Origin of the sequence: Mariprofundus ferrooxydans PV-1 (genome assembly GCF_000153765.1) — a bacterium.
GTDB lineage: Bacteria > Pseudomonadota > Zetaproteobacteria > Mariprofundales > Mariprofundaceae > Mariprofundus > Mariprofundus ferrooxydans.
On sequence record NZ_DS022295.1, the window covers coordinates 635207 to 652212 of the forward strand.

Annotated in this window: 15 protein-coding genes; 6 read left to right on the forward strand and 9 right to left on the reverse strand. The window is 54.9% G+C overall.

Annotated elements, in window-relative coordinates; translation table 11 throughout:
- Positions 1-16 precede the first annotated feature (16 nt).
- The 3 genes from glgA to SPV1_RS09925 all read left to right on the forward strand — a co-directional run bounded on the left by glgA (position 17) and on the right by SPV1_RS09925 (position 3537).
- Entirely contained in the window at positions 17-1474 is a 1458-nt protein-coding gene (gene glgA / locus SPV1_RS09915) for a glycogen synthase GlgA (RefSeq protein WP_009851051.1), read from the forward strand.
- Positions 1475-1479: 5 nt separating this feature from the next.
- Positions 1480-2400 carry an ROK family protein gene (locus SPV1_RS09920; protein ID WP_009851052.1) on the forward strand — a complete coding sequence of 307 codons (921 nt, stop codon included), beginning with the start codon at positions 1480-1482 and terminating at the stop codon, positions 2398-2400.
- Between the two features lie 651 nt (positions 2401-3051).
- On the forward strand, positions 3052-3537 hold the full coding sequence (locus SPV1_RS09925) for an FKBP-type peptidyl-prolyl cis-trans isomerase (RefSeq protein WP_009851053.1): 486 nt from the start codon (positions 3052-3054) through the stop codon (positions 3535-3537).
- Here SPV1_RS09925 and SPV1_RS09930 read toward each other — a convergent pair.
- Both SPV1_RS09930 and apaG read right to left on the reverse strand, forming a co-directional pair.
- Positions 3534-4175: a glutathione S-transferase gene (locus SPV1_RS09930; RefSeq protein WP_081441986.1), complete on the reverse strand. Its 642-nt coding sequence runs from the start codon at positions 4173-4175 to the stop codon at positions 3534-3536. The genes SPV1_RS09925 and SPV1_RS09930 overlap by 4 nt on opposite strands.
- Positions 4175-4558, reverse strand: coding sequence for a Co2+/Mg2+ efflux protein ApaG (apaG, locus tag SPV1_RS09935; protein WP_009851055.1), 384 nt, complete (start codon positions 4556-4558; stop codon positions 4175-4177). The genes SPV1_RS09930 and apaG overlap by 1 nt, the downstream gene beginning before the upstream one ends.
- A gap of 286 nt (positions 4559-4844) precedes the next feature.
- Between apaG and SPV1_RS09945 the strand changes: the two genes are divergently transcribed.
- Positions 4845-5828 carry a glycoside hydrolase family 130 protein gene (locus tag SPV1_RS09945; RefSeq protein ID WP_009851056.1) on the forward strand — a complete coding sequence of 328 codons (984 nt, stop codon included), beginning with the start codon at positions 4845-4847 and terminating at the stop codon, positions 5826-5828.
- A 5-nt stretch (positions 5829-5833) separates the two neighbouring features.
- The gene (locus SPV1_RS09950) at positions 5834-7669 is read left to right on the forward strand and encodes an MFS transporter (RefSeq protein ID WP_009851057.1); all 1836 of its coding nucleotides are present in this window, start codon (positions 5834-5836) and stop codon (positions 7667-7669) included.
- Between the two features lie 30 nt (positions 7670-7699).
- Here SPV1_RS09950 and recJ read toward each other — a convergent pair whose 3' ends face one another.
- The 5 genes from recJ to alaC all read right to left on the reverse strand — a co-directional run bounded on the left by recJ (position 7700) and on the right by alaC (position 13954).
- Positions 7700-9397, reverse strand: coding sequence for a single-stranded-DNA-specific exonuclease RecJ (gene recJ, locus SPV1_RS09955; RefSeq protein WP_009851058.1), 1698 nt, complete (start codon positions 9395-9397; stop codon positions 7700-7702).
- Positions 9394-10302: a threonine synthase gene (locus SPV1_RS09960; protein ID WP_081441987.1), complete on the reverse strand. Its 909-nt coding sequence runs from the start codon at positions 10300-10302 to the stop codon at positions 9394-9396. Before SPV1_RS09960 ends, recJ begins: the two co-directional genes overlap by 4 nt.
- A gap of 7 nt (positions 10303-10309) precedes the next feature.
- On the reverse strand, positions 10310-11368 hold the full coding sequence (gene thrC, locus SPV1_RS09965; protein ID WP_009851061.1) for a threonine synthase: 1059 nt from the start codon (positions 11366-11368) through the stop codon (positions 10310-10312).
- 12 nt (positions 11369-11380) lie between these two features.
- Positions 11381-12706, reverse strand: a complete 1326-nt coding sequence (locus SPV1_RS09970) for a homoserine dehydrogenase (RefSeq protein ID WP_009851062.1) — start codon at positions 12704-12706, stop codon at positions 11381-11383.
- Between the two features lie 69 nt (positions 12707-12775).
- Complete coding sequence (gene alaC / locus SPV1_RS09975) at positions 12776-13954, reverse strand: alanine transaminase (RefSeq protein WP_009851063.1); 1179 nt, start codon at positions 13952-13954, stop codon at positions 12776-12778.
- Between the two features lie 398 nt (positions 13955-14352).
- Between alaC and SPV1_RS09980 the strand changes: the two genes are divergently transcribed.
- Complete coding sequence (locus SPV1_RS09980) at positions 14353-15180, forward strand: c-type cytochrome (RefSeq protein ID WP_009851064.1); 828 nt, start codon at positions 14353-14355, stop codon at positions 15178-15180.
- 316 nt (positions 15181-15496) lie between these two features.
- On the opposite strand, the gene SPV1_RS09985 is transcribed toward SPV1_RS09980, so the two are convergent.
- On the reverse strand, positions 15497-16225 hold the full coding sequence (locus tag SPV1_RS09985; RefSeq protein WP_009851065.1) for an SDR family NAD(P)-dependent oxidoreductase: 729 nt from the start codon (positions 16223-16225) through the stop codon (positions 15497-15499).
- A gap of 16 nt (positions 16226-16241) precedes the next feature.
- Positions 16242-16829 carry an RDD family protein gene (locus tag SPV1_RS09990; RefSeq protein WP_009851066.1) on the reverse strand — a complete coding sequence of 196 codons (588 nt, stop codon included), beginning with the start codon at positions 16827-16829 and terminating at the stop codon, positions 16242-16244.
- Positions 16830-17006: the final 177 nt, after the last annotated feature.

The following is a 17006-nucleotide window of genomic DNA, read 5'->3' on the forward strand; positions in this document are numbered from 1 at the left end:
TGAAGGGAGCAAACACATGTCAGCACTAAATATTGTATTCATAGCATCTGAAGCCTCGCCATTGGCCAAGACCGGCGGCCTGGCTGATGTAACCGGTTCATTACCACATGCCTTGAAACATCTGGGACATGATTTGACAGTGATCATCCCCTTCTATCGACACCATTTGCAACAAGCAGGTATTACAACCACGCCGATGAATCAGAGCATTGAAATGTGGGCTGATGGTATGCAGCGCATCTGTCCGCTGCACCAGACAGAGTGCGATGGGTTACGTTTCATTCTGGTTGAACAGGATGACCTGTTCGACCGGGAGGGTATCTACGGACCAGCCGGCGGCGCCTATGAAGATAATCTGCTGCGCTTCCTGTTGTTCGACCGCGTTGCGCTGGAAGCTGCCGCCCTGCTGGATCATCCGGTTGATATCCTGCATTGCCATGACTGGCAAACAGGCATGATTCCGGTGTTGCTCAAAACCCAGTACCAGCACCAACCGAATATCGCCCGTGCAAAAACCGTATATACCATTCATAACCTTGCCTATCAGGGCTATTTCCCGGCCACATGGATTCACCGTCTGGGGCTGCCCTCACATCATTATCACCCCGAAGGCTATGAGTTTCACGACCAGATTAACTGCATGAAAGCAGCGATTGCCTATGCCGATGCACTGACAACGGTCAGTCCCACTTATGCTGAAGAGATCCTGACACCGGAGTACGGCTGTCATATCGAGGGCTTCCTGCGCAATCATGCCTACAAGTTAAGCGGCATCGTCAACGGGCTGGATATCGATCAATGGAACCCGCAAACAGACACATCTATTGCCGCCACCTATGGAGCCGGCAACATAGCAGGTAAAAAGCAATGCAAGGCATTACTGCAACAACAATGCGGACTGAGTGTCTCTGCCGACACTCCACTGCTGGTGTTGATTTCACGACTGGCAGAGCAGAAAGGTATCGACCTGCTGTTGGCCAATGCAGCCCAATGGGTGGAGCGTGGTTATCAGATCATTGTACTGGGCTCCGGTGATCCACAGGATGAGCATAGTCTGCACGCTCTGGCTGATGCCTACCCGTCCAGCCTCTATTTCTGGCGCGGCTTTAATGAAACGCTGGCTCGCCAGATCTATGCCGGCGGAGATATCTTCCTGATGCCGTCGCGTTTCGAACCGTGCGGACTGGGTCAGCTGATGGCCATGCGTTACGGCACGGTGCCAGTTGTACGCGCTACCGGCGGCCTGAAAGACACGGTCACCGATCACACCTCCAATCCGGAGAATGCCACAGGCTTCCATTTTACCGATGCAACTCCCGAAGCATTTGATCATGCACTTGAAGCTGCCATAGCCGCCTACCGTCAACCTCACCACTGGTCGGATATCCGCACACGCGCTCTGAAAAGAGATTCTTCCTGGGAAGCATCGGCTGCGGACTATGCGCACTTGTACAATCAACTGCTAAATCGGTAACGCTGATGTCTTTGATACTGGCTGCCGATATTGGCGGCACCAATATTCGGGCAGCTGTCGTTGATAGCTACGGCACACTGCTGCATGAGCATAACGTCACAGCCCGGCTAAGCGACCCTGAGCTGAGCGCAGACGCGATTATCACCATTATCGCCGGTCTGCTGCGTCCGATGCTTAAACATCATATTACGGCTGTCGGCCTTGGCTTCCCCGGCTTTTTTCGCGGTGACAGCGGTATGTTGGCCGCTTCCCCTAATCTGCCCAACATCAGCGAACTGGCGCTGGCTGATCGCCTGCATGAAGCCCTCGACCTACCCGTAGCCGTGCAGAACGACGCACTGTGCGCCGCTCTCGGAGAACATCAGTTCGGTGCGGGCAGAGGCTCACAAAACCTGCTGCATATGACACTGGGCACCGGCATTGGCGGCGGTCTGATCCTGAACAAGCGGGCATGGAGCGGTGAATTCGGCATGGCCATGGAGATAGGCCACTTGCGCGTAGCCGAAGAACGGCTCTGCGGCTGCGGTCTGCACGGCTGTCTAGAAGCCTATGCCTCTGCTACAGCTGTATCCGATCGTTATAAGGAAGAGAGCGGAGAACAACATAGTGCCGAGACGATCTATCAGCTTGCCGTCGCAGGCGATCAACAGGCGAAAACCATCATTGAACAAGCAGGTCATTATCTGGGGGCTGCCATTGCCGAAGCGATCAAGCTGCTGGATATCCATAACGTCACGATCAGCGGCGGCCTGACAGGCGCATGGCCTCTCCTGCACCCTGCCCTGGTAAAGACGCTGGATGAGCGACTGATTCCTCCGCTCAGAAGCACTGTCAATGTATATCGAACGACACTCGGCGATCATGCAGGTCTGCTCGGCGCCTCGGTGATTGCACGCAATGCGCTTGCAGCCCGCGATGCAGAGTAACTAACTACAACCATAGCAGGGCAATCGAATTAAAATATTGTAGTCACCAATATGAGTACATGGATGATCTAGAACTGGAAATATACTTGTCCTTTCTTTGGCGGCACAAAAAGGCAGGAGCCGTTTGGACGAGCTTTAGCTCGCCCGTAGGGTGAAAGCCAGGAGGCTTGAATCACAAAAAGGCAGGAGCCGTTTGGACGAGCTTTAGCTCGCCCGTAGGGTGAAAGCCATGAGGCTTGAATCACAAATAGGCAGGAGCCGTTTGGACGGGCTTTAGCTCGCCCACGGGTGAGGGGCAGGAAGCCCCGAATCACAAAAAGGACAGGTAAATACTGATGCAGTCCTTACTTGATATTACGATCAGCTACGGCACGGCTACGGATTGAATATTCAGTAAATGAATAAAGGCGCATTTTAATACGATTGCCCTGACAACCATAGGCTTGTGCGCCAACCTTCCGTGTTGGCAATCGCTGAGCTGAAACAGGCCGCTGATAGTGTATCCATAACCCCGATAAAATCGGGGTTTCTACTTATTATTGGGACAATTCGGCCTGTTCGACCAAAGGCAATGAATATGGCAGTGTGCCGCCATTCTGTTCAGGTTCTTCTCATTGCAGAGAATCCTGATGACATCACACGGAGAAGCTCATGAAATTCGGCCCGCAGAAAGTAATCAGGTTTGACTATACCCTGTCTGATAACGATGGAGAGGTGATTGACTCCACCGAAGGACAGGAGCCGCTGGCTTTTATCTATGGTTCGGCTGCCTTAAAACCTGCTCTGCGGGAGCAAATGGAAGGCAGGCAGGCCGGTGACAGCTTTAAGGTAACAGTACAGCCGGAAGACGGTTATGGCTTGCGCGATGAAAGTCTTATCAGGGAAGTCGGACGCGATATGTTCGGCGATATCGAACAGCTTGAAGCAGGCATGTTATTTCAAACGGCAAATGCCGGCGGCGCCACTGAAATGGTAACGGTCGTCGCAGTCGGTGATGACACGGTCACCGTGGATCACAATCATCCGCTGGCCGGTGTTACGATGAATTTTGCTATCGATGTCGTCGAAGTGCGCGATGCTACGCAGGAAGAGATCAGCCATGGCCATGTCCACGGACCTGGTGGACACCAGCACTAGGAGTTACACGGCAACAGCTGCTGCACATCACCGGCATGCCATTGGGGATATCGGATCATCGCAGCGCTGAACAACTCGCTCTGCTGCCATGCGGCTAACCATGCACGCAGGGACCCGTAGGGTGTTGCTGCGAACCACGCCGGCTCCACGGCTGCAAACTGGCGGATGAACGGAAACAGTGCCACATCTGCCAGACTTGTCTGCTCTCCGCACAAATACCTGTGTTGGCACAGGCGGTCATCCAACTCGGCAACAAAGCGTTCCGCCTGCTTCCGGTGAAACACTGCATCCGTTTCCGGAGCGTAGCGTTCGGGATACTTATAACGATCCAGGTGATATTTAAAATCCCCGTCATTGCGCGCGATGATCTCCGGCAACAGGTCATCAGCCTTTAGCCAACCATCCGGATCATGGTGTATAAGCGCCCACTGCATGACCTCCAGGCTTTCATCGATAACCGCCCCGTCCGTCAGGACCAGTACAGGCACCGTCCCCTTGGGCGATTTTTCCAGCATCTCGGCCGGCTTATCCCTGAGCACCACCTCTCTCAATTCACACTTCACGCCGGCATAGAGCAGCGCCATGCGAGCTCGCATGGCGTAGGGACAACGACGAAAGCTGTAAAGAACAGGCAGCATCAATTCAGGCTACCGGGACAAGCCAGTGTAAAGGGTGGAATCGGCGCATCAAACGCCGTGTCATCTGCAGAAACCATCTGGTAACTGCCTTGCATACAACCCACCGGCGTGGCCAGAACAGAGAAGCTGCTATAAGCGTACGCATCGCCCGGTCTGATCACCGGCTGCTCACCGATAACACCTTCCCCGTTCACCTCATCGACATGACCGTTTGCATCGCTGATCAACCAGTGCCGCGAGATCAGCTGAACCGGCTGTGCCCCATGGTTACGAATCGTAATGTGGTATATGAAGACATAACGATCATGTGCAGGATCGGAATGAGCGGCTGCATATTCGCTTTGTACTGTCACATCGATGGGCTGTTGGCTGACTGGATTCATCCCGACACAATAGCACGCGGGATTCCACAATTCATTGCCAGATAAATTACGGACATCCGTAGAGTCGGGAGCTGCACCCGAATAAACAGCGTTTTGCCAGCGCTACGCCTCTCCCACTTTACACAACAGATATAAATCCCTGTACAGTGCATTCCGCTGCCGGTCATAATCTGCACGCGCGCTGAACATTCTGCGTACAGATCACGTTTGGCGTCTGTACCAGCCATGGACCGCTCCAGCTTACCGGAGCGGTTAGCATCATCAGAAAAGAGAGGGGGCTAACAACATGAGCAATGTACGAGTCATCGGAGGAGCGCCCTTGCCCAACCTGCCGTGGGAAGAGAGAGCGCAGGGATCACAGGAGGTCGTCTGGCGCTATAGCCGCAATCCGATCATTCCCCGCAACCCGTTTCCCGGTGCGAACAGCACATTCAACAGCGCTGCCGTGCCATTCAACGGAAAATTCGCCGGAGTATTCCGCTGCGATTCCACGGCACGTGAGATGCAGATACATGCCGGCTTCAGCGATGACGGTATTCACTGGCAGATCAACCCCGAACGCATCCGTTTCATCCATGAAGATGCGGAGATTAACGGCTGGGAATACGGTTACGACCCGCGCGTGGTATGGATTGAAGATCGGTATTATATCACATGGTGTAACGGCTACCACGGCCCTACCATCGGCGTGGCATGGACCACCGATTTCAAAGAGTTTCATCAACTCGAAAACGCATTCCTGATCTTCAATCGCAACGGGGTGCTCTTTCCACGCAGGATCAACGGCAAATTCATGATGTTGTCGCGCCCGAGCGATAACGGACACACGCCATTCGGCGATATTTTTCTCAGCCAGAGCCCGGATATGGTGCACTGGGGCTGTCACCGTCATGTCATGGGCTGCACAGGCGGCTGGCAGTCCACCAAAATCGGTGCCGGCCCCATCCCGATCGAAACAAGCGAGGGGTGGCTGCTATTCTATCACGGGGTATTAACCTCCTGTAACGGCTTCGTTTACAGCTTTGGCGCAGCCCTGCTTGATCTGGATGAGCCGTGGAAGGTCATTCATCGCTCTAAAAACTTCCTCATCGCACCGTGGGAACAGTATGAGTGCGTCGGGGATGTACCCAACGTCACCTTTCCCTGCGCAGCACTCACCGATGCAGCAAGCGGTCGCATCGCCATCTATTACGGCTGTGCCGATACCGTGACCGGACTCTGTTTCACCACCGCTCAGGCCGTCATCGATCATCTGAAGGCGGGGAACTAGAAACCTTGGAGCCCTCCCGCCCCCGCTCCGACAGAGCAGCCGGCAAACTGTCGGTAAAACAGAAGCTGGCATGGGGCGTCGGCGGTTTCGGTGAAAATATTGCCAATGCCGCGATCCTGTCGCTGGTTTACCCGATCTTTAACGTAGCGCTGGGCTTGAGTACGCTGGCTATCGGGCTGGCCATGTCTCTCTCCCGCATTGCCGATGCCTTCATCGATCCGGCAATCGGTAACCTGACAGACAATACGCGCTCGCGCTGGGGACGGCGGCGACCATGGATGCTCATCGGCTCCGTGATGATGGCGCTGTTTTTCAGCAGCGTCTGGTTTCTGCCCTCACTGATGCCGCAACTACCGAAGATGGTGACGGTACATCTGCAGCAGGCGTCAAATACCGACATCGCGACAGCCGGAGTTCAAAAACCCGGCTTACACGATTCACTCTCCTGGTTTACGGTCAGCAACAGGGATCTGACGCTCTCCGGCAATGCCTCATCGGCTGATTTCAGCGTAATCCTGCACCGGCAGCCTGAATCCCCTACCCGCTTTACCATTCAGACAACGACAGACAAAAGCGCCCCGCTTCACCTGAGCATTCATCCGCAACAACTGAGCTTCACAGCTGTGAACTGGCAGATACCGCAGGTCGTCACCGTAAGCGCTCTGTTTTCACACGGCGATGCGACGAACGTCTCGATGGCGCTACGTATTCTGCCAACCAGTGATGTGCTGAATATGCCGCTGCTCAATAAGCTAGGTATCATCTCCTGGTCATCGCTGCAGATGTTTCTGGCCTTTGCGCTGGTCTGCCTGCTCTTCTATTTCAGCTTCAGCATTTTCGTCATCCCCTACTCCGGCCTCGGCATTGAGCTGACCGACGACTACAGCGAGCGCACCAACCTGCAGATCTACCGGCTGCTCGCATCGTTCTGCGCCAGCCTGCTGGTCGGTTACCTCTACCTCTGGTCACAAAAAACAGGCGCATGGCTGGGTGGAGATGAGGTATTGGGCGCACGGTGTGTCGGTGTCGCTATCGGCCTGCTGGTACTGATCTCCACGATGCTGCCTGCGATCTTCTGCCGTGAGCGCTTTGCTGCAATTGAGCGCAAAAGAGATCATCTGCCGCTATTTAAAGCTATAGGGCTGACGGCAGCCAACCGGAGTTTCCGCATGTTGATGGGCTCGGTATTTGCCGTCTTCATGGGCCTGTTCTTCTCGCTGCCGTTCATGACCTACATCGGCATCTACTACTGCTGTCAGGGTGACAAACTGCTGGCGGCAGAGATCGGCGGCCTGATGACCGTGATTCAGGTCAGCGGCCAGTTTCTCGCCATGCCGCTTATCTCCTGGGCCAGTGAACGCATGGATAAAAAGAGTATTCTGTTCAGCGGGCTTGCCATCGCCATTACCGGCTACCTGTCGAGCTGGTGGCTGTTCACACCCGAGCACCCGTGGTGGCAGATCATCCCCGTCGTCGTGGCTGCCTGGGGATTGTGCGCCTGCTGGGCGGTCAACGGCTCGTTTGCTGCCGATATCTGCGATGAGGATGAGCTCTGCACCGGACATCGGCGCGAGGGGGTATATAGTGCGGTGTTCGCGCTGGTATATAAAAGCGCCATCGGCATCGTGGCACTGGGCAGCGGCGCGCTGCTGGCCTGGGCTGGTGTGGCAGGTCAGGAAACGATGCTGACAGATGATACGCTATTAAAGGTACGGGTCGCCTATCTGGCCATTCCGGTAGTTTTTCTGAGTCTGGCCATATTGTCGATGTGGTTCTACCCGCTTACCCGCGAACGTGTGGTACAGATCCAGGAGCAACTGCGTTCACTACGAAGTGAATGATTCACAGCCCTGCTCCACTTAACTGCCGGATCAGGCCGGGGCGATCGCATCCTCGATAACAAACTGGATAGCCTGACCGCCGCGGTAATCATCCTTTTGCAGCTGGCCGATCAGCGATACGGTCATGCCCTGTTCAATCACCCCGTTCATCGCGCCTGCCCCGAATACAATACCATCAAGCCAGCGGCTGCCATCGGTCAGTTTCAAACGCACCACATTACCCTTTAAATTCCGTCTCTCGGCAATCTGTATATCCCGGAGCAACCAGAGGCTCGGTGGATTGGCGCGACCGAACGGCTCAAAACGGGCAAGTCGTTCAGCCAGTCCGAAATGCATGGCTCCGGCCTCCAGCACGCCGTCAACCTGCTGAACCAGATGATCTGAAACACCTTCGGCCTGCCTTGCCACAGCAGCAGCAAATGCCGCGTGAAAAGCAGCCCAGTTCCCAGCCGTGATCGTGCCGCCACCGGCGCCTGCATGACCGCCAAAACCTGCCAGATGATCACTGCAATCATTCAACAGCGCACCGATATGAAAGCCGTTCATACCGCGCAGGGATACGCGGATATCACCCTCGGGGGTGACAAATCCGACAGCTGCCGGTCGACCGTGCTTGCGCGCCAGCCGCCCAGCAGCCAGCCCCACAACACCGGCATGCCAACGCTCATCATACACTGCCAGCACATCCGTATCGGCCAGCTTCTCTTCCGCCTGCTTAAATACTTCTACTTCCACCTTGCGGCGCTGCTTGTTGGTCTCGTCCAGTTGCTCCGCCAGCCGCAGCGCCTCACCGGCATCGGAGGTAGAGAGCAGACGCATGGCAGCTTCACCATGCTGCATGCGACCGGCAGCATTAATGCGCGGCGCCAGATGAAAACCGATCGTTTCAGCCGTTACCGTCTTGTTCACCCGCGCCACCTGCATCAGGGCGGCCATGCCGATGGATGGTGCGCTGTTTAACCGCTGCAGCCCGTGCGCCACCAGAATCCGGTTAACGCCGACCAGATCCATAACATCGGCAACCGTCGCCACTGCCACCCGATCCAGCAAGGCACGCAGGTCATAGGCGGGTCTGTTGCCCTGATCAGTCAGTTTTTTCCACACAGCCATCAACAGAAAAAATGCCACACCGGTACCGCACAAGGCACGCTCGGCAAAGCCGCAATCACTGCGCGCAGGATTCAGCAGCGCAAAAGCCGCCGGCAGCGTTGCCTCAGGCAGATGATGATCGGAGATAATCAGATCAAAACCGAGGCGGGCAGCCTCGTCACAGGCATCGAAACAGGTCGTACCTGTATCCACACTCAGGCCCATGCGGCAAGCGGATTCGGCAACGACCTGACGCACCGATTCCACTCCGACACCGTGACCGTCATCGGCCCGGTGCGGTATGGAAAAGGTGACCGTAGCACCGGCTGCACGCAGTGCTTCCACCAGTATCGCCGTTCCATTAACGCCGTCGGCATCAAAGTCGCCAAAGATGTGAATCGCTTCGCCATTACCGATCGCCCGGGCCAGACGCGTTGCCGCCTTGTCCATATCCTTCATGGCAAACGGATCGGGCAGATCGGCCAGACGCGGCGAAAAGAAATCATCGGATTCGGTTAAACCGCGCGCATCCAGCAGTCCCTGCCATGCAGCCAGTGGATCTGCAGCGGCAAGCGGCCCGTTGCGCCACTGCAGCAGGCGGCCTTTGGCCGTACGCTGCTCAGGCAGGCTCATGCTCATAGCTGCGACTGCAACATGCTTAACAACGCCGGTTCTGCCTTTACGGACTTCGGCTGCCAGTCGGGTTTACCCCACCCGGGCAGCCATGATTTTTTCATCACTGCCGCATAGCCGTCTCCGGCCAGTATCACCATCTCCGGCAAAGCTGAACCCGTCTGCAACAGCTCGTCCAGTCGGGCGGAATCGCTGATGATCATACGTGCACTACGACCATCGGCGATAGCCTGCAAAAACGGATTACGTGTCGCCACGGGTATATGTCGTGAAGCCAACTCATCCAGCTGCGGCCACTCAGCTGAGCCCCACAACCAGATACCGTTGATATCGCTCTCCTGACGCTCGTGTCGTTCCATGGATGGATGCTGAAACAGCAGCATTTGCAGCTCGGATAGCAGACGATCAAGGCGACCACCATCCTCACCATCATGATGACGGTCCGGCAGCATATGGCCGGCAATGGCGGCAAAACTGTGCGGATATGCATCCAGCGCTTTTTTGCATGTTAACAACAGGGCTGCGCCGACATTCAGCAACTGCATCTGCTCTTCGGCAAGCAGCGGATTCAACACAGCACACAGCCGCACGGCATCATCAGCCGTCCATGCCAGCTGCCCTTCCGGCAGCACATGCACCGCATCGCGCATCAGCTGCGCATGATAGGGTGAAGCCACCCAGACCTGTCGGGTACCTACCGGTATAGATGACGAAGCCGCCGCCAGCAGTGCCGCCGGCGCACACTCTGTCAATGCTGAATACCAGCCGAGCGGATTTTTGGCTGCACACTCATACCAGCTGCAACGCCTGCCTGCCAATTGCTGCTGCCATAATAAAACATCAGGATGGCACTGGAGCCCATCCTGATGTTGAAGTAGTGCATCGGTAATAATCAGAAGATCAATAGACACTCGCCTATTACGACTCCAGCGCCTTGCGCACCGCAGACTCGGTGGCATCAATGGTCACCGGCGAAGCAACGCCCTTCATCGCCGTATCCGGATCTTTCAGACCGTTACCGGTCAGTGTACAGACAATGCTCTGACCCGGCTTGAAGTAACCGGCCTTGTTGAGCTTGATAATGCCGGCAACAGATGCAGCGGATGCCGGCTCGCAGAATACGCCTTCCAGACAAGCCAGCATATTATAAGCCTCAAGGATCTCTTCATCGGTTACGGCATCAATACGCCCGCCGGATTCATCGCGCGCGGCTTCAGCCTGCTTCCATGATGCCGGCTTGCCGATACGGATGGCTGTTGCAATCGTTTCAGGGTTATTGACCGGATGACCCAGCACGATCGGCGCGGAACCTGCCGCCTGGAAACCGAGCATTTTCGGCAGCGTTTTGGAGATGCGTTTCTCCTGATACTCCTTATAGCCCATCCAGTAGGCGGTGATATTACCGGCATTGCCGACAGGCAATGCGTGGAAGTCCGGTGCAAAACCAAGCTCATCGACAATTTCGAATGACGCTGTTTTCTGACCCTGAATACGATAGGGATTCACTGAATTCACCAGCGAGATGGAGCCATCGGCTGAAATCTCACGTACCAGCTCCAGCGCATCATCGAAGTTGCCGCGAATCTGGATCACTTTGGCGCCATAACGCATACCCTGACTCATCTTGCCCAGAGCAATCTTGCCGTCCGGAATCAGCACATAGGCTTCCATACCGGAGTTGGCGGCATAGGCAGCGGCCGAGGCGGAGGTGTTACCGGTTGAGGCGCAGATAATCTTGCGCGAACCGGCGTTATAGGCCTGTGTCACCGCCATCGTCATACCGCGGTCCTTGAATGAACCGGTCGGATTCAGCCCTTCGAACTTGAGAAAGATGTTCAGTTCGGGATTGATCGCATTGCGCAGGTTATGCGACTCGTGCAGCGGTGTGTCGCCTTCATACAGCGTGATCACCGCATCATCCTTGCTTATGGGCAGAAAAGCGCGGTATCGGTTGATGATTCCTTCATATCTGGGCATGATCTCTATTCCTTATGCAACGGCTGATTCTTTACGCAGAATCAACACATCGTCTTCTACGGCTTCCAGGCCGATAATGCGGCTGATAGCCGCCTGCATATTTCCTTCGGTTGTCTCATGCGTCAGCATGATAATCGGTACATTATGGCTGGCATGACGCTCTTTCTGTGTCAGCGCTTCCAGGCTGATGCGATGATCGGCAAGAATCGATGTGACCGACGCAATCACGCCGGGCTGATCCTTGACCATCAAACGAATGAAATATTCACATTCCGTATCGGCCATCGGCATGGTTGCTATATCACGACGTGACGCCTCAACAAACCCCATCGGTGGCGCCAGATGCGCAATACCGTCAGGAAAGCCACTGGCGATATCCATGATATCGGCAACCACAGCCGATGCCGTCGGGCGCTCGCCGGCGCCGCGACCGAAATACATTGTATGCTCGACATAATCACCGGAAATCTGCACGGCATTATACGAATCGGACACCTGCGCCATTTGGGATGAGAGCGGCACCAGTGTCGGGTGCACACGCATTTCAACAGCATCGACATCACCGTTATCGCCATGCGGCTTGGCAATGCCCAGCAGTTTGATGCGATAACCCAACTCATTCGCCGCCTGAATATCGGTAGCTGTAATCCTGCTGATGCCTTCGGTAAACACCTCTTCAAAGCGGATCTTCGAGCCAAAAGCCATGGCTGCCAGAATGGAAAGTTTCTGGGCGGTATCAATCCCCTCGACATCAAATGTCGGATCGGCTTCGGCATAACCGAGCGCCTGCGCCTCTTTAAGTACATCGGCGTAGTCGGCGCCCTCATTTTCCATTTTGGTCAGAATGAAATTACAGGTGCCGTTAAGAATACCATATACCGACTCAATGGCATTGGCGGCCAGGCCTTCGCGCAGTGCTTTCATGCATGGAATACCACCGCCGACCGCTGCTTCAAAGCCGATCTGTAAACCTTTGTCGGCCGCAACAGGAAACAGCTCCTCGCCATGCTTGGCGATCAGCGCCTTGTTGGCGGTGACCACATGCTTGCCGTTAGCCAGTGCTGCAGAGACAAATGTACGAGCCGGCTCATAACCGCCGATCAACTCAACCACCAGATCAATATCATCGGCCGCAACAATATCATTGGCATCATCGCTGATACGCACGCCGGTGAAATCCAGACCACGATCACGATTCAGATCACGATCGGCGGCCGCTACCAGCCTCACCTCTTTACCGAGACGGCGACTGATCAGATCTCTCTGCTCAATCAGGATGCGTGCCACGCCGGTACCGATCGTACCCAGACCCAGCAGCCCTACTCTCAATTCAGTCATTTATAAACTCCAATTCTGTGAAGGATAAGCGGTAAGGTGTGAGGCGTGAACCTCACGATCTCACCCCGGTCATCCGCCTGCATGCAGGAACTGGCGCATGCCGCGCAGCGCCTGACGAGTCCTGTGCTCATTCTCAATCAGCGCAATACGCACGTAGTTGTCACCGTAGTCACCAAAACCGATACCCGGTGATACGGCAACGCCCCCCTCCTTGAGCATGCGCTTGGAAAACTCCAGCGAACCCATGGCCTTGAATTCATCCGGAATCTCGGCCCAGACAAACATCGATGCCTTGGGCTTTTCAGCCATCCAGCCCATCTGATGCATGCCGTTGATCAGCACATCACGCCGCGACTGATACATCGCACGAATCTCGGCAACACAGTCCTGCGGGCCATTAAGCGCCGCACATGCTGCAATTTGCAGGGGTTGAAAGGTACCATAATCGAGATACGACTTGATCTTGGCCAGTGCACCGACAATCTCTTTGTTGCCCACCATAAAACCCATACGCCAGCCCGGCATATTGTAGGTTTTGGAGAGCGAATAAAACTCGACCGCCACATCCTTGGCACCGGGAACCTGCATAATGGAAGGGCACTGATACCCGTCAAAGGTGATTTCAGCATAGGCGATATCGGAAATGACAATCAGATCATTCTCGCGGGCGAAATCCACCAGTTTAACGTAGAAATCGAGGTCCACCACCTGCGCGGTGGGATTGGACGGAAAGTTGACCACCAGAATCTTGGGACGCGGCCATGAGTCTTTGACCGCCTTCTGCACATCCTCAAAATAATCACGGCCGGGCCCCATCGGCACATGACGGATGTCAGCACCGGCAATAATAAAGCCGTAGGGATGGATCGGGTAAGCCGGATTCGGCGTCAGAATCAGATCGCCGGGCGAAGTGATGGCAACCGCCAGATGCGCCAGCCCCTCTTTCGAGCCGATCGTGGCAATCGCTTCGGTTTCCGGATCCAGATCCACATCGAATTTGGTCTTGTACCAGCCGCAGATTGCCTTGCGCAAACCGGGAATACCCTTGGACATCGAGTAACGATGATTACGTCCGTCCTGGGCAGCTTCACACAGTTTGTCGACAATATGCTGCGGGGTCGGCTGATCCGGATTGCCCATGCCAAGGTCAATAATATCCTCACCGGCATGGCGAAGCTCCATTTTCAGCTGGTTTACAACAGCAAACACGTAAGGAGGGAGACGTTTTATTTTTTCAAATTCACGCATGATGATAAAGGCAATGCTCCAGGAATGTGACCGGCTAAAGGACAGAATGCAATGAATCAAGCATCAACCTAAAGATGCCGCTGAGTGTACGAATCACTGTCATCCCGGTCAAGAATGGCAAAAAAAACTACGTCCTGACAGAACTATTTTCGGGCATCTTTCCCCGGACCGGTCGACCTGCTGTTTTGCATCTTTCCAGCTCTCCGTCTTCAATAACAATTAAGTCTGCCAGGCAACACGGTTGCTTCTGTACACCTGCGGAAGAAGCACCCTCCGGCCAGCCATACGAGCAAATCCCGGCTGTACCGGGGAAGACAACATCACGCTGCACAAACCCTGCTTGCGCTATAGCGCTCCATGGACGATAATCAGCAAATATTTTTACCCGGAAAAAGGAGATGGCTATTCTGCACAGATATATAATCGCTGCCCTGATCGGCCTGATCACAGCTCCAGCAGTTGCCGCAGCATCCGACAATATAGACGGCAAGGCGCTTTACGCAAAAAACTGTGCATCATGTCATGGCGCAAGTGGCGGCATCTCTCCCATGGGCAAAAGTCTGAAGCCCTACCCTGCGCGCAATCATCGCGCCATTGCGAAATATGCCAGCCGTAACGAGCTGCGCCGGATTATCACCAATGGCGTTGAGGGGACGAGCATGACCCCCAAAAAATATTCCCTTGATCCGCTTCAGATTGAAGCAGTCATCGACTATATCCGCACCTTCGAATATACCCCGGATCTGGTCAATGGCAAAAAGCGCTTCGAGGCAGTTTGCTCGGGTTGCCACGGCATGGACGGGCGGGCTAAAACAGGCGTTGGCGCCAAAAACCTGGTCTACTCCAACCTCGATCTGAAAGGCATCGTGCATACCATGCGCTATGGTCGGCCCGGCACACTGATGACCAGCAAACGCCACCAGTTAAGTAATACCGATATCGCTGATATTGCCAACTATGTCTACTCCCTGCGCCATCTGGCCAGCGCGAAAGAGGGCAGAAAACTCTACGCAAAAAACTGCGCCACATGTCATGCCACGCCTGCATCGATCAAACTCTTCGGCAATGCCGCTGCAAAACGCTCGATTCGGGATATGGATGACCGCGAACTTGATCTGCGTATCCGCCACGGTCGCCATGTGGATAGAGCAGGCGAGCATATTGCCCACCTCTCCGACGACGATATTCAGGATCTGATCGCCTATATCCGGCAGCAGGTGAAATAAGACGCCAGCCTTTGACTGTCGGTGTTGCCAAAAAACCTCCTTTTAGATCTGCCTCGGTATGCATATTTTAGCGGAGTAGAGCGGCGGAGCCGTGGCCGTTAAAATATTCATGCTGAGGGGACCCGAAGGGCAGAGATAGCGGAGGCGGCTTTCTTTCGTCCTTTCTTTGCCGCCAAAGAAAGGACAAGTATATATCACATATACATTGTGCCAGTTCAAGAAGCATCCATGTTATTCATATTGAGTGACTACAATATAATTTAAATGCGATTGCCCTGACTGTTTCGTATACCGATGGCCTTAACTTGTCCTGAAGCTATAACCCGAGCGCATCCTCAAGTTTCAGAGACTTGCCGTTCACCGCATCGGCAGTGGCAGCAAGCATGCGCAGGAAGCCTTCTGCCGCCTGCTCAGGTCCCGGCACTTCCATAGGGTCCATACCCATGAAGGCCCGCCTGAACAGCGCGGTGCGCATTCTGCCCGGATCAATTGTTACAAAACGGTAAGCCTTGTCTGCGTGCTCGGCATGCCACATGGCAGCAGCATAACCAAGCGCACGCTTGGCCAGTCCGTATGCGTGCCAGTTGGGCAGGTCGTTATCCAGCATCTCGCAACTGGTGAAAACCACCGTCGCTTCCTCCGCGCGCCGGATCAGCGGCAACATGCTCTGGGTTAACATATTCGGGGCTGTCAAATGGATATCGAGCATGGCACGGAAATCATCCGTTTTGACATACTGCATCGGAGTACAGTACTGCAGTGAACCGGCGCAATGGATCAGTCCGTCCAGGTGCGGAATCTGATCCTTAAGCCTTAGAAAGAGTTTGCCGTAGGCATCAAACTCCAGCAAATCAAACGGCACACAAAGACAACGTCCGCCCGCCTGTTCAACCAGATCCTGCGTTTTGGCCAGTGCATCCACATCGCGAGCCAGCGCAATCACATTGGCGCCCATCTTTCCCAGGGAGACGCAAACAGCGCGTCCCAGACCGGCGGATGCTCCGGTGACCATGACAATCGATTTATCATTAATAACCCTTGTCATACATGCGGCTCCTTACTTATCTACTCTTGTTTTCAGCTGCGCTTTGCCGCACCACGATACAACCGGCCAGCAAATCATGCAGGGCTTGCCGTTTTTTCGTCAGAGCCAGACAAACAAGACTGAGCAGAGGCAGCAGCGCAACCGTCGCATAGGTCGTGTTCTGGGTTTTCCCGGTCAGGATGGAGAGTATGACAAACGCCGATGCCAGCCAGGTGAGCATCAATACCGCGAAACGGATGCTGGCGACAAGCGATGTCGGAAACTCGCCGTCATCAGCGGTAACGACCAGCAAACGCCATGGTCGCATCCCCGTAGTTTCTCCCGAGCGACTCCAGAAGCCGGTGAAATAGGCCCAGAAGATAGCCAGGGCAAGCACGCCCTTGATCCATTGAGGCATGCTTCCCAGTGCCTGTTCAGCCGCAGTTATCGGAATAAAGATCAGAAAGGCCAGTGCAAACACCAGACCGAGATCATATACGGCAGCGGCAAAGCGGACCATGATACCGGCCAGTACAACCTGTGGTCTCCCCTCTTGCCCCGTCGGCACATCTCCCTGATTCTGTTTCCCCGCAGCCACGCCCCTCTCCGTTCGATCACTGCTCATTGGCACGATTTTTTGCCTGCCGGTAGCGTTTGGTGGCAAAGAAACCCGCCCACCAGCAGAAGGCCGCAAAGGGCAACATAAACAACAATAATTTCCACTCCATCCCGATCACCTCCGACCCGCCTGCCTGCGTTGCTCAGACAAAGGGCCCGCGCTTGCGGGCCCTTTGTCTGCAAA